Annotated in this window: 8 protein-coding genes; all 8 read left to right on the forward strand. The window is 38.7% G+C overall.

Annotated elements, in window-relative coordinates; all coding sequences use genetic code 11:
* The first annotated feature begins 4 nt into the window (after positions 1-4).
* Positions 5-1,774 carry a class I mannose-6-phosphate isomerase gene (locus tag D1614_RS02555; protein ID WP_119436291.1) on the forward strand — a complete coding sequence of 590 codons (1,770 nt, stop codon included), beginning with the start codon at positions 5-7 and terminating at the stop codon, positions 1,772-1,774.
* Positions 1,775-1,971: 197 nt separating this feature from the next.
* The gene (locus tag D1614_RS02560; RefSeq protein WP_119436292.1) at positions 1,972-3,795 is read left to right on the forward strand and encodes an amylo-alpha-1,6-glucosidase; all 1,824 of its coding nucleotides are present in this window, start codon (positions 1,972-1,974) and stop codon (positions 3,793-3,795) included.
* A gap of 42 nt (positions 3,796-3,837) precedes the next feature.
* Positions 3,838-4,620, forward strand: coding sequence for a glucose-6-phosphate isomerase family protein (locus D1614_RS02565; protein WP_119436293.1), 783 nt, complete (start codon positions 3,838-3,840; stop codon positions 4,618-4,620).
* Position 4,621: 1 nt separating this feature from the next.
* Positions 4,622-6,352 (forward strand): MGH1-like glycoside hydrolase domain-containing protein, encoded by a 1,731-nt coding sequence (locus D1614_RS02570; protein ID WP_119436294.1) that lies wholly within the window; start codon positions 4,622-4,624, stop codon positions 6,350-6,352.
* Positions 6,353-6,450: 98 nt separating this feature from the next.
* A complete protein-coding gene (locus tag D1614_RS02575) occupies positions 6,451-8,889 on the forward strand; it encodes an MGH1-like glycoside hydrolase domain-containing protein (RefSeq protein ID WP_147383976.1) in 2,439 nt (812 codons plus the stop codon).
* A gap of 84 nt (positions 8,890-8,973) precedes the next feature.
* Entirely contained in the window at positions 8,974-10,413 is a 1,440-nt protein-coding gene (gene xylE / locus D1614_RS02580) for a D-xylose transporter XylE (protein ID WP_119436296.1), read from the forward strand.
* 38 nt (positions 10,414-10,451) lie between these two features.
* On the forward strand, positions 10,452-12,611 hold the full coding sequence (locus tag D1614_RS02585) for a glucosidase family protein (protein WP_119436297.1): 2,160 nt from the start codon (positions 10,452-10,454) through the stop codon (positions 12,609-12,611).
* Positions 12,612-12,675: 64 nt separating this feature from the next.
* Positions 12,676-14,733: a beta-L-arabinofuranosidase domain-containing protein gene (locus D1614_RS02590; protein ID WP_147383978.1), complete on the forward strand. Its 2,058-nt coding sequence runs from the start codon at positions 12,676-12,678 to the stop codon at positions 14,731-14,733.
* Positions 14,734-14,830: the final 97 nt, after the last annotated feature.

Genomic DNA, 14,830 nt, shown 5'->3' on the forward strand with positions numbered 1-14,830 from the left:
AAGTATGAAGCAATATTTAAAAGATAAAATCTCAAACTATAATAAGACTCCTTTTATCGAAGTAAAAGAGAAGGTAAATACATGGATTGGATGGAAAGAAGTTATTACGGAAATTGAGAGAGCCATTAATCTCTTTAATGAAGAACGAAGTGTGATTGCAATTGAAACTTACCCGGGAGTAAACGATTCTGAAATTATTACTGTTGTGTCAGATATTTTTAACAGCCATACTTTCATTTATACGAATGATTTGTTTAAAAGTGAGGACGAAATCATTCAAATGAGTTATGATGATGTGACAGATGATGAAATCTTTGGTGTAATGACACGATTGGTTCTTTCCGATTACTTCGATCCTGAAAAACTTAAAAATGCTCGGGAAAAGATTGAAAACTCAGGAGGTTTGATCATTGTTTACGGAACAGGTGCTACTTTAGTCACTTCTACTCCTGAAGTGCTTGTATATGCAGATATGACCAGGTGGGAAATACAGCAACGTTTCAGACGAAACGAAGCAAGTAATCTGGGGCTTCATAATAATAATGAACGAACATCTTTACAATATAAAAGAGCCTTTTTTGTGGATTGGAGGGTGAGTGATCAACACAAAAAGGAAATTTTCGATTCCGTAAATTATTTTTTAGATACAAATAAGTTCAATCAGCCGAAAATGATTTCGGGAGAGACTTTGATGAAAGGGTTTGAACTTGTAGTTGGTCAGCCGTTTAGGGTGGTTCCGTTTTTCGATCCGGGACCATGGGGTGGTCAGTGGATGAAAGAGATTTGTGATTTGGATAAGTCGGAACCCAATTTTGCGTGGTGTTTTGATTGCGTTCCCGAAGAGAATAGTTTGCTGTTGAAATTTGGCGATACCATTTTTGAAACACCTTCAATAAATCTGGTGTTTTTCCGTCCGGTAGCCCTTTTAGGTGATCCGGTACATGCTCGTTTTGGTGATGAATTCCCAATTCGGTTTGATTTGCTTGATACCATGAAGGGCGGAAACTTAAGTCTTCAGGTGCATCCACTCACCGAATACATTCAAGAAAAATTCGGAATGCATTATACGCAAGATGAAAGCTATTACATTTTGGATGCGGAAGATGATGCCTTTGTTTACCTGGGACTACGTGATGATATTGAGCCTGAAAAAATGATTATTGAACTACAAACTGCACAGAAGACGGGGCTGCCATTTGATGCAGATAAGCACGTTCAAAAGTGGGAGGTTAAAAAGCATGATCATGTTCTTATACCTGCTGGTACAGTACATTGTTCAGGTAAAAACAGTATGGTATTGGAAATTAGTGCAACCCCTTACATCTTCACTTTTAAGCTTTGGGATTGGGGACGTCTCGGCTTAGATGGAAGACCTCGTCCGATTAATATCGAACATGGGAAAAAGAATATTCAGTGGGCCCGGACACGGGAATGGAGTGAAAAGAACATTCGGAATCGTGTAGAAAAAATTGGAGAAGGCGATGGATGGATAGAAGAAAAAACCGGACTACACGAACGGGAATTCATTGAAACCCGACGACATTGGTTTTCAAAAACAGTATTGCATGATACAGGAGATAGCGTTAATGTATTAAATCTTGTGGAGGGCCGTGAGGTGATTGTCGAAAGTCCTAATAATTCATTTGAGCCTTTTGTAGTGCATTATGCAGAAACATTTATTGTACCTGCAAATGTAAAAAGCTATACAATACGTCCATTTGGTGAGTCGGAAGGACAGGAATGCGCTACTATAAAAGCTTTTGTAAGGCACTAAAAAAATAGATGAAATGTAAACTATTCACTTGTATAAAGACAATTTTGGAATTGGGTACATTATTTCACGATAGCCCAAATGAATAATCTATCGACCCAATAGGCTACTGTAAAGCTTTATGTAAGGAGTTAATTGCATTTGATAGTAGTTCTGTTATGATTACAGATTTTAGTTAATGAACAAATGAATTAAAGAATATGTACAATAAATTGAGCAAAATGCAATGGTTTTTCATTGCCAGTATTTTTATGCTACTCTCATGTACCCATAAGAATGGGATCAAAGGGAAGGCGAGAGATGAAGTGAAATCTTTTGTTGAATTTAACTTAAAGGATGTGCCTTTTAGCTATGCAGGTTCAGGTTTGGCAGTACTCAACCATAAAAGATTTGAAGGCCTTGTGCTTATGGATATTCGAAATTCGGCCTTTGGTAGCAATAGCGCCATTCTAGAGTTCTTTCATACAGTAAATGGCGATACGTTGACCCCAAGTGCCATTGCAAACCCATCACATGCTACGTTGATGCATGAAAGCTCCGTTTTAGGAGAAATGAGCTATGAAACGGATAAAGTGTTTCGTATTAAAGGAAATTCCGAAAATTTGATTTTTGGGTTGGATCATAACCTACTTGCGAACGGAACGCTTACTGTAGAATCAACTAAAAATGGTTCGTATCACATTCAAAAAGTAGATAACACCTATGGTACTTCAAGGTTTATTCTTTCTGCGATACATGGTAAACTTACTTTTGATAAAAAAGCCAGTCAATTCACTCCCAAACAGGGCTCAGGTAACTATTTTGACATTAGAATTACCGAGACAGATAGCAATTGGAAAAATTACGATGTAACCAAAAGTTTTCAGGAATGTATAGATGCCTCTGCAGAAGAATTTCAAAATTGGCTTTTAAAAATGCCAACCTTACCTGAAAAATACAGTAATTCACGACAATTGGCTTCTTATGCACTTTGGTCTAACATTATTAATAAAGGTGGAAATTACAAGAGAGATGGAAATATTTTAATGTCCAAAAACATCTTGCACTATGTTTGGAGCTGGGATAATTGTTTTACAGCAATGGCTTGTTCCTATAATTTGCCGGAATTAGCTTTAAATCAATTAAAAGTAATATTCGATTACCAGAAAGAGAATGGAGAATTACCAGATGTGGTTTGTAACAGTCATCTTATCTGGGCTCATGTAAAACCGCCAATTCACGGTTGGACATTAAGAAAGATGATGAAAAACAGTGATTTGTCCGATGCTCAATTGCAGGAGATGTACACGTCCTTAGAGAAATGGACGAATTATTGGTTAGACCATAGAGATTCAAATAATAATGGATTGCCAGAGTACCATAATGGCAATGATTGTATGGATAACGGTACCGAGTTTGACGTAAACGGCGTCATCGATACTTATGGCCACTTTGAGAGTGCTAACTTATATGCCTACCTCGTCCTTCAATTAGATTTATTGCATGACTTAGCAAAAAAATTCAACAAGCCGGAAGAAGCAAAAAAATGGCAGGAAAAGTCAGATAAACTTTTGGATTTAATGATTGAAAAAACATGGAACGGAGAACGATTCATTACTACTGAAATTGACAAAAATACAGTCAATGAGAAAAGCCAAAGTCTTTTAGCATATCATCCCATTATTTTAGGTAAAAAACTCCCCATTGAAATTCGAACCCAATTGATTAATGACTTAAAAACTGAAGGCTACCTTACAGAATGGGGCTTGGCATCAGAAAATCTTAAAAGTCCTTTTTTTAATGAAGATGGCTATTGGCGTGGTCCCATTTGGGCACCTTCTACTATGATTGTTGTAGATGGTTTAAATGCGTGTGGCGAACATGAATTTGCAAAAGAAATTGCACAGAGATATATTGATCTATGTGTGAAAAGTGGGTTTAGAGAAAACTTTAATCCCATAACTGGCGAAGGTTTGCGAGATGCATCGTTTTCTTGGACTGCGAGTGTATTCCTGATACTTGGAAATGAATATTTGATGGATTGATGAATAAAGATTGTTTGGTTAATAAGAAAGGAAAAGAATTAAATGGAACTATTCAATACTAATTTAAATATTCAAGCCCTGATAAATCCTTTGGGATTCGAATACGGGGATGATTGTTTTGGTCCGAAAGTGGAGCAGCGTACATTAGATGCCATTCGTAAAAGTTTAAAGAATCCGCATTGTAATGGACCGGAAGTTGTTTATTCGATTGCAATGGATGTAGGGAAGAAAATTCATAAGCCTGTACTGGAGGAGCTACATTTGCTTTTTGGAGTTGTTACCTATGCGGCAGGTAAATTGGGTGATGAGCCGGTACGAAGCCAGGGACACATTCATTCAAAATCAGTTTATGCGAAAGGGTGGTCGACCCCCGAAGTATATGAAATATGGCAAGGTAAAGCAATTATTTACATGCAGGAAACAGCAAAGGACAATCCGGGAAGATGTTTTGCTGTTCATGCCGGACCAGGCGATGTGGTTATTGTACCACCTTTTTGGGCACATGCCACTATTAGTGCCGATCCTTTCGTTCCTTTAACATTCGGAGCCTGGTGCGATCGCGAGTATGGATTTGATTACGATGAAGTAAGAGCACATAAGGGCTTAGCCTGGTTTCCTGTATACAAGGGAGATGAGTTGACATGGGAGCCCAATAAATCGTATACACCATCTGTATTAATCGAAAAATCACCAGCCTCTTATGAGTCACTGGGCATTACTCCAGAAAAGAGTATTTACAAAATATTTGAAGATAATCCGGGGATATTTGAATTTGTGCCCAAGCCTCATTTAATAGAGCAGTATTGGACAAATTTTATACCATAGTATGATGAAGAAATTAATAATCTTTTTTATTGCGTGTTGTTTTCATTTTTCCCTTTGGGCTCAGAATACAGGAGCTTATATTGAGATAAATCACCCCGATCACCCCGAAGGAGGCGTATTTTTCTCCAAAAAGGAATATCAGTCTTGCCCCCTTCCTAATTTCGCCGAAAGTCGAGAAAAGATGCCTTCACCTGTTTTTGAGGAAAACACAGAGTGGGGTGAGTTATACTGGAAAGCTTGGGAAATGGCTTTTGACCATTTTCGTCGACCTTATAAAGGTTCCGGGAATGTTTCAAATTATATTGATGAAGCATTTAATGAACGTTTCTATTTGTGGGACACTTCTTTTATGACGATGTTTTGCAATGTTGCGTATGCCCTTGTTCCCGGCATTAGTTCGTTGGATAATTTCTATGCACATCAGTTTGAGAATGGTGAGATGTCCTGTCAGTTATATGAAACTACAGGTGGTGTGCCTCAGCACAATCTTAATAAAGAGAAATTGTCATTCTATTCCTATACAGGGTGGGATATTGAAAATAAGCAAGAAGGATTTAACTCCGATTATGACAAAAAAGACTCTGATGGCAATTTTATTGAAATTGAAAAAGTTGCACATAATCCGGTTACCTATGTTGGTAGAGAGGTTCCTTCTCCATCTTATCTTACTCTTGATCGTCTTGATCATCCAATTTGTTCATGGGCCGAATTGGAACATTATCAATACAGCGGCGATAAAGAACGCTTAACATTGGTGTATAATCCACTGGTGCAATATTATCGTGCACTTGACAAGTATTTGAAACAGGGTAATGGTCTTTATATTACCGACTGGGCGAGTATGGATAATTCTCCCCGGAATCCTTACCTGAAGGGTGGAGGTTGTGGGGTAGATATTTCATCAGAAATGGCTATGCTAGCAAGCGATCTTAGTCGCATAGCCAGGATTTTAAACCTAAAAAAAGATGCTCGGTTTTTTCAGAAGGAAGGTGATAAAATAAAAAGAAGAATTAATGATTTGATGTGGGATACTCAAAACAACTTCTATTACGATTTAACACTTAACGGAGAGTTTGTTCCAGTAAAAACAATTGCCGGATTTTGGACCTTGCTTGCAGAGGTACCCTCTGCAAAACGAGCAAAACTTATGGTTCAAGAATTAAACAATCCGTCTACTTTTAATCGTAAGCACCGTGTACCAACCGTCGCGGCAGATCAGGAGGGTTACAATCCAATGGGGGGCTATTGGAAAGGGGCAGTATGGGCCCCAACTCAAACGATGGTAATTCGTGGTCTTGAAAAATATGGATATTCTAAATTAGCCAGAGAAATTGCCTTAAACCATTTAAGGAATGTAAATACGGTTTATAAAAACACTGGTACGATTTGGGAAAACTATGCCGCTGATGCTATTGAGCCGGGACAGCCTGCCAGAAAAGATTTTGTGGGATGGTCGGGTATCGGCCCTATTTTGTATTTGATGGAGTATGCTATAGGCCTTAAACCAAATGCTGCAGAAAACAGGATTGACTGGAATATTAACTCGGCAGAAATGGTGGGCTGTAGAAACTATCATTTTAACGGGATTGCTACCAGTCTGATCGCTAATCCAAATCATAACAAGTTCAACATTGAGGTTATTTCTGACGATGAATATACTTTATGTGTCTTTTCATCGGGACGTGTTGAAGAATACAAAATTCAAAAAGGAACCAATAATTTTGAATTCTAATAAATGCTCATAAACAAAGAGAGCAATTTTGATGATTGGTGACTTATAAATTTGATTTTAAAATACTTGAAAGGTTTACAAATATTAAAAGGAAAAAAATGGGAAGAGGATTTAAATACACTTTGTTAGCATTATGTCTGTTCTTCTCAATAGGAAGTGCAATTGCCCGGAAATTCAAAGATAAAGTCTCACGGTCGGTATCTTCTGAACTGATTAATAAGAACAACGGTCCTACAAATGATCGAACGAATACAAAGTTTGTAAACAACCGCACAGATAATGACCTTGTTGCTGCCTATGGAACTTGTTATTTAAACGATTTTCGCTTTTTTACAATGTTACATCAGGATGCATGGAATTTTTTGCGATGGGAGACTATGGGTAACGCAGTACTGGCTCATCGAACCTGGAGAAACTGGCCTTATGAGCAACATTTAAATGTGAAGGTTGATGGGCAAAGTGTTTCGCCTGAATCAATAAAGGTGGATGAAGTAGAGCAGCAATTCGATTTTCGTCAGGTGGCTGTTTCTTCTCCAGCGGTGAAAATAAAGCGGCTGGATCTTATGGCGTCAGCACGCCACTGGATTACGGCACTCCAGGTAACCAATCCAAAGGAAATTCCATCGAAAATAACCATTGAATTCGACTGGACTGAAATTAATAATGCTCATCTTGATATTCGTCCATGGTCAGATAACGAAAGTAAAGGTTTTGCTTATTCTTTTGTTGATGGTCCTCCGGTTATTGTGTCAGTTGGAGCTAATGGCAGTTGGGAAAAACGTGGAGATAACGTAGCGTCTAATCGTTGGGAGTTGAATCTTGAAGCTGGAGAAACAAGAACGCTTGATTTAGATGTTTATATCGGTTGGGCAACGATTCCAGAATATATGGATAAGGGACCTGGTATAATAGCTTCTGATCAACAGGCAACGATTGATCGCCGGTCTGACAAAGAAGGGTTTCGTCAGTTAGCGCTTCAAAGTGTTAGTTCGTTTAGTTATGAATGGGACGATTTGCAACAAATTTGCGAATCGAGGAGGCATTATCTGTATGACCGTATGCCACGCCTAAGTGGTGTTGAGCCAGAATGGGAAGGAATGTGGTCTTATACTTTTGATTTAATCAGAAGTGGAATATATCCGGCACAGGGGAACTTTAAGGATGTTTGGAAAGTTGAATCGTTGGATGTATATCGTGAACCTTTCTACTGGGATGGTCCGGCATCCATTCATACATTTTGCAACTGGGATGCTGATCTTGGAGCACGGACACTTCGGACTTTTTTGAGTGCCACCAAAGAGAATGGGGAATTGACAGTGTCAGCCAATCCTTATCGAGCATATGCCAATCCTACTCCGCAACTCGCAAATATCACCATGGCTTTGTGGGATTGTTATCAGGTTACCCAAGACAAGGAGATGCTGGCTTCTTGCTATCCACTGATGGTGAAGCATGTTCGCTGGCTTGAAACAGAGCGAAACCGAAGTCCTAAGGGACCCTTAATGGATATTGGTTACAACATCGATTATGGACCAAAAGAATTTTATGATACCCCAACAATATGGCCCGATGTGCAATTTTTCCTGGTCGATCGTTATCAAAAACTGGCTAAAATAGCGGATGTAATTGATCGGCCTAAGAATGAAGTTGCCGAGTGGAGCAACAGGGCAAACCGTTTAACTGAGGCGATTCGCAAGTATATGTGGGACGACGAGAACGGAACATTCTGGTGTCTTACTGATAAACTGAAATACAAACCGATTCCTTCTCCCATTGAATTTCATGGAATGATAGCAGGAGTTGCTACAAATGAACAAGCCCATAGATTGCTTACTCGTTTGCAAGACACTGCTAAGTATGCTCCAAGTGCAAAGTATCCTTATGGTCTTCCAAGTGCGCCATTTGACTCTCCCTATTTTGTTGTTGCCGATAGTTGGAGTGGAACCATCTGGCCGGTTCAGACATACTACACGGTTCGCGGGCTTGTAAATTATGGTTTTCAAAACGAAGCCGCAGCATTGAGCCGGAATCTGTATGGAATGATGGCGCGCGATTATGCAAAATCAGGCTCTATATGGGAGCAATACGATCCGAGAACCGGAAATAATCTGAGTAATGGGTTCGAGGGAAATGGAACTCCTGAAGTTGGTCGTGGTTATTTTACTTCAGGAATTACAACTTCGGTTGTCGATGCATTGTTACGTGGATGTTGGGGCTTTGAACGCACTGATAACCCAAATACTTTTTTCTTGACACCGGCTGAACTTACAAACGACTGGCAGGGGATCGAAAACTTGCCGTTAAGCGGGGATGTAAGGATGAGAATTCAAATGAAAGAAGAAGGGGAAAAGTATGCGTTTAAAATAAAGTTCAACGGTTTATCTTCGAAGAAAAAAGTAATTAAAGTGCAGAAGGTAAATGTGCAAAATGGTTCTTTTCAATTGCTTAAACAAGTAAAATTAAATTTCGAAAATGAACTTGATTTTAAATTGAAAAAAGAAGAAGAAATCAGGTACTTGTGGACAATAGAAGAATAAGAAATAAACACATGATGAAGAGTGACCAATGTAACAAGAGTATTTTTTCAAACATAAATAAGTAATGCATATTTAAACTTGCACATGAATACAGAACAAAACAGAAACGTAAAAACGCCGAGAGTTGTTTATCTCATAACAGCAACAGCTGTTCTCGGTGGTTTTCTATTTGGCTACGACACTGCAGTAATTTCAGGCACAATTGGAGCTTTGGATCAATTTTTTATTCAACCTCAGAATTTTGAAAGCACGATTGGCAATTGGTGGCTGGGCTTTACTGTTTCAGCAGCATTAATTGGATGTATTGTTGGTGCTATGAGTGGTGGTATTATAAGTCTGAAATTGGGCCGAAGAAAAGCGATGATGCTGTCGTCTGTTTTGTTCTTTATTTCAGCACTTGGTTCTGCAATGCCCGAACTCGGAATTGATTCTATTGGAAGTGGCAACCATACCATCTGGATTCCGTTTATTTTATATCGCATTGTTGGCGGTATTGGTGTTGGGTTGGCCTCGATGCTGGCACCCATGTACATATCTGAAATTGTTCCAGCTAATGTTCGCGGCCGATTAGTATCATGGAACCAGTTTGCTATTGTAATCGGAATTTTCATATCTTTTTTAGTAAATTACCAAATAGGGCAAATTGGAGATGCTTCATGGCAACTTTCCAAAGGTTGGCGATTTATGTTTGGTGCTGAAGCTATACCTGCTATCCTTTATTTTTCTTTATTGTTTACAGTTCCTGAAAGTCCTAGATGGCTGGTACTTAAAGGACAGGAAAAAAAGGCTGCCTCTGTGATGTGTAAGATACTTCAGGAAGGAGATATGGCATTTCAATTAAAGGAAATTAAAAACTCCTTCGGAACAACTTCTCCAAAACTATTAAGTTTTGGATGCCGTGTTTTATTTATTGGGGGAGCCTTGGCTGTTTTTCAGCAATTTATTGGAATAAATGTAGTTCTTTATTATGCTCCTGAGATATTTAAAAGTATTGGGGTAAAAGGAGATCAGGCTTTGTTTCAATCGGTTGTTGTTGGACTGACAAACATGCTGTTTACTATTGTAGCCATTAAAAATGTTGACCGTTTTGGGCGAAAACCACTTATGTTAATCGGTGCAATCGGGATGGGGGGTGCCATGATTTGTCTTGGTGCAAGTTTTTTCCTGAATAGTAATGGAATTTTCGCACTGGTATTTATGTTGATGTTTGTCGCTTCTTTTGCTATGTCGTGGGGACCTGTAACCTGGGTGCTTATTGCCGAGATATTTCCAAATAGCATCAGGGGGCGAGCAATGTCAATTGCAACAGCAGCCATGTGGATTTCGAATTTCATGGTATCCCAAACCTTTCCTGTTTTAGATAAACATCAGGTTTTAATTGCCAAATTTAATCATGGTTTTGCCTATTGGGTCTATGGAGCGATTGCCTTATTATCGTTCGCTTTTATATGGAAATTTGTTCCAGAGACAAAGGGAAAAACCTTGGAAGAAATGGAAGGATTTTGGAAGAAAGACAGGAGTTGAAAATATATCTAAATTGAAAACAATAAAATTAATAAATTATGAGACCAACTATTATTACAATTTTAGCTTTTATCTGTTTTATAGTTACAAATGGACAGAACTCACTCAAAGTCGATTTCAGATATGCCCCTGACTGGCATGCAACCAGTATTTGTCTGCCTGATGATACTTCGAAAACACTAATTGGTCCAGAAGGACAATTATTGTATGATTTTGGTGGGAAAAAATTTTTTGCTTATGCCAATGGCGAGGGCTTTAAAACTGTATTCCATATTCTAGCAGATGAAGGCATGAAGTTTGATTCACAAAAATTATACTCACCTAAAGTGCCAATTGTTGAAACAACTGCGACCCTCGATGGATTAAAGATAAAACAAGAAGCATTTGCTTATAGTTCTGCTGGCTTAGGTTATTTTGGCAAAAAGCAAAACTGGCAAGAGCGTAAAACAGCACCACGTGAAGATATCATATTAACACATATCTCCAATAACACAAACGAAATCAGGATCTTCAATCCTATGGTTGTAGTTAATTCTGAATTTAAGGTGTCACTTGACAGTTCAATTATTACCGTTAACGAAGATCATCACCTTTTTATGAGTCATCAGGTAAAACGGGTTCGTCAAAACCTGGGGGAGGAGAAAACATTGGTTGAATTTAGCCCAACATTGTTGCAACCCGGTGAAACAATATTGTTTGCGGCAATTTACGACAATGGAAAAACTTCAGAACTGGCACAGCAGTTAAAAGAAAGTCCAGATAAAGTAATTATAGAACTACAAAAAATCAGAACAGACATTATTAATTATTGGGAGAATAACTCCCCGGTTCCTTTCGGACATATTTCGATTCCGGATCAGGGTATTCAGGATTTGATTGATGCTTCATTGCGCAATATATGGCAGGCGCGCGAAATATTAGATGGTAAATACAGCTTTCAGGTGGGACCAACCTGTTATAGAGGACTTTGGATTGTTGATGGATCTTTTTTATTAGAAACTTCGGCAATGGTGGATAAAGGAAGTGATGCCCGTGACGGTATTGAATACATGTTGTCGTTTCAGCAGCCTAATGGGAAGTTTGGGAAGTTAAATCCGACCTTCTGGAAAGAAAATGGTATTGTGCTGTGGACATGTGTAAGGCATGCCATGTTGACCCAGGATAAAGATTGGTTACGATCAATCTGGCCACAACTGCGAAAAACAGTTGGTTTCATTAAAGAGATGCGAAAGATGACTTTGGAAAACGATATTTTATTGGATGATGGGTTAATACCTCCGGGAGAAATAGATGGTGGCCTTGGTGGTGGAAAAGACAAAGGGGAATATACTAACATTTACTGGAATCTGTTGGGATTTAAAGCTATTGTGCAAGCTGCTGAATGGATTGGTGAAAATGATGATGCCAGGGAATGGCAGAGGGAATATGATGATTTTTATGCAACCTTCCAAAAAGCTGCCCATCGCGATATGGTTACCGATACTTATGGAAATAGATACCTGCCGATTCCAATGGATCCCAAATATCATTCATTGCCACAACGGGCACAATGGGCATTTTGTCAGGGCGTTTATCCTGGTCAACTTTTTTCTCAAAATGATCCGATTGCAAAAGGAACAATGGATATGCTACATACGACACTTCAGGAAGGTATGGTGATGGGAACCGGATGGATTATTGATGGGATATGGAATTACTTTGCCGGATTCTACGGGCATGCCTGTCTTTGGATGGGAGAGGGAGACCGGGCTGTAAAGTCTTTATATGCCTTTGCCAATCATGCATCTCATTTATTGGCATGGAGAGAAGAGCACAATCCTCGCGACCTGCCCCGCCACTTTGTTGGCGATATGCCGCATAATTGGGCAAGTGCTGAGTTTATTCGGTTAGCCGTTCACTTGCTTGCTATTGATAGGGGCAATGAGCTGCATCTGTTTGAGGGGCTGCCAAAGGAATGGGTTCAAGCAGGAATGGAAACTTCCTTAAAAGACATAGCTACTCCTTTTGGAAAATTGTCATTTAATCTTAAAGTAGATGAAGACGGAAAGTCGGCGATGCTTAAAATTGAACCGCTTTCTGATCCATCCTGTGATAAAATTGTAGTACACCAAAAAGGTTGGGCATTGGATGGTGAAGCAAGTATTATTGAGCTTGATCCGTCGAAAAAACAATCAATTAAGATTGAAATAAAACAATAGCGTATTTGCTATGGGCAAATAGTTTGGGGCTTGTTTGGATGATGTAGCGAAAATCAAAATCAGAATGAAAAATATTTTTATCGGTATTATTGTAGGATTTCAATTGTTTATCTCATGTAATAAAAGTGGAGATACTATTCATAACCTTATTGATTATAAAAAGGAGTTTTATCAAACAGATAAACATATCGCAGTTCCTCCTGCCTTTATTCCATTACCACCAGGAGCTATACGCCCAGAAGGATGGTTAAATGATTGGGCTGAATCGGCCGCCAATGGAATAACTGGACACTTGGACGAATGGAGCCCTACCTTTGGAGAAGCATGGAAAGGGAAGGGATTTAAAGCTGAAGGCACCAATGAGGAAGATGGTACGGGGTGGGCATTGGAACAATGTGCTTACTGGCTTGATGGTGCCGTGAGATTGGCTTATGTTTTAAACGATTCTGCATTAATCCGAAAAGTATCGGCACGTTTAGATACGGTAGTTGAGGGAGTTTTAAATCATCCGGAGAATTCATTGATTTACTGGAAACCAAAAGATTTTGTAAATGAAGTGAAAACGACGAGAGGGGAATTCAATAGTTGGTCCCATTCTCATATGGCAAGAGCGTTACTGGCTTATTATGAGGCAACTGGAAGAGAGGAAGTTTTAACGGCTTTATTGAACGCATACAGTGATTACCCTTTGCCAATAATGCCAGAAAAAATTTATCCGGTTACTGGAGCAGTTAATGTTGATCCAATGATTGAACTTTATACTCTGACGGGTGATACAGCTATCTTAAACAAGATTCTGGAAATGACAAAATCTACATCCTTCAATCAAACGATTGATAAATGGATAGATGGAAAATTTGAGAGCCGTCATGGCGTTGTCTTTTATGAAAATATTCGCATTCCCGCAATGCTTTATTCATTTTCTGGAAACAAGAAATACTTGGAGGCCTTTTTTAGCGCGAATAGATGGCTGGGACAACATATTTTGCCATGTGGAGTGGCCTCTTCTGAAGAATTCAATGCCGGAATTGGCTCGACTCGAAATATTGAAACCTGCAATGTTTCAACCTCGGCATGGACCTATCAGAAAGTATTTGAAATAACAGGAGACAGTGATTGGGGAGATGCCATTGAGAAGGTTTTCTTTAATGCTGTTCCTGCGGCAGTAGATAGCGATTTTAAAACGATGTGCTATTACCAAAGCCCAAACAGAATAAATGGTGTTTTCCCGTCAGAAGCTCCAATAGCTCCCGGACATGATGCCAGCCCTTACATTTTTAGACCAACCGGACATCCTGTTTTGTGTTGTGTTGGAAATGTAAATCGTGCTATTCCCAATTACATCATGCATATGTGGATGACAACATTGGATAATGGCATTGCAGCAACGCTTTATGGTCCTTCGGAAGTAAAAACAACAGTAAGTAATGGAGTAGGAATTACAATAAAAACGGAAACAAATTATCCTTATACGGAGGATATTGTCTTATCTCTTTATCCTGAACGTGAAATAGAATTTCCGCTTTATTTAAGAATGCCCGAGTGGTGTAAAAATCCATCCATTCGGGTAAATGGGAAAGATGTAGTTTGGAATTTTAATGATAAGGGCTTTGCCTTAATAAAAAGAGCATGGCAAAAAGAAGACAAAGTAAGCATCCATTTCCCGATGCAGGTGAATATTATTTTAGGAAATGAAACATCATATCCTCAAGTTCAATATTTTAAGAATAATAGAAATCAGGCAATCTTAAAACGAGTTAATAATCCATTTCAATCGGTTTATTATGGTCCATTATTGTTAGCTCTACCTGTGCCAGATAAAGGTGAAAACTCAACATCGAAAGAATATAAAGGCACGTTTAATTTTGCATTGAATATGAATTCAGAAAAAACAAACGAATTGACAAGCGTTCATAAGCAAGAAATGAATAAACCCTGGCACTGGCAATTGGACGATTCTCCTTTAAAAATAAGGGTTCAAGCCAAACAATTTGATTGGGAACCAACAGAATTACAGCCTCTGCCGCAGAATTTTGTATCAGCAGGGAAAGATACAACTATTGTACTTGTACCCTATAATATGACAAAGTTTCGTATTTCTATGTTTCCTGTCTGTGAGTAACTTACGGTGTATGAATATAAAATTGTCAATATTTAGGAAAGAGACGATGGTATGGAATTAAATCTGAAAAAATACTTCTAATAAATAATAAGAAAAA

Origin of the sequence: Maribellus luteus, from assembly GCF_003576475.1 — a bacterium.
Classification (GTDB): domain Bacteria; phylum Bacteroidota; class Bacteroidia; order Bacteroidales; family Prolixibacteraceae; genus Draconibacterium; species Draconibacterium luteum.

What these genes read in the sequence shown, in the direction of transcription:
- xylE (WP_119436296.1), top strand. Translation starts at nt 8,974, where the DNA reads ATGAATACAGAACAAAACAGAAACGTAAAAACGCCGAGAGTTGTTTAT.
- D1614_RS02590 (WP_147383978.1), top strand. Translation starts at nt 12,676, where the DNA reads ATGAAAAATATTTTTATCGGTATTATTGTAGGATTTCAATTGTTTATC.
- D1614_RS02560 (WP_119436292.1), top strand. Translation starts at nt 1,972, where the DNA reads ATGTACAATAAATTGAGCAAAATGCAATGGTTTTTCATTGCCAGTATT.
- D1614_RS02585 (WP_119436297.1), top strand. Translation starts at nt 10,452, where the DNA reads ATGAGACCAACTATTATTACAATTTTAGCTTTTATCTGTTTTATAGTT.
- D1614_RS02565 (WP_119436293.1), top strand. Translation starts at nt 3,838, where the DNA reads ATGGAACTATTCAATACTAATTTAAATATTCAAGCCCTGATAAATCCT.
- D1614_RS02575 (WP_147383976.1), top strand. Translation starts at nt 6,451, where the DNA reads ATGGGAAGAGGATTTAAATACACTTTGTTAGCATTATGTCTGTTCTTC.
- D1614_RS02555 (WP_119436291.1), top strand. Translation starts at nt 5, where the DNA reads ATGAAGCAATATTTAAAAGATAAAATCTCAAACTATAATAAGACTCCT.
- D1614_RS02570 (WP_119436294.1), top strand. Translation starts at nt 4,622, where the DNA reads ATGATGAAGAAATTAATAATCTTTTTTATTGCGTGTTGTTTTCATTTT.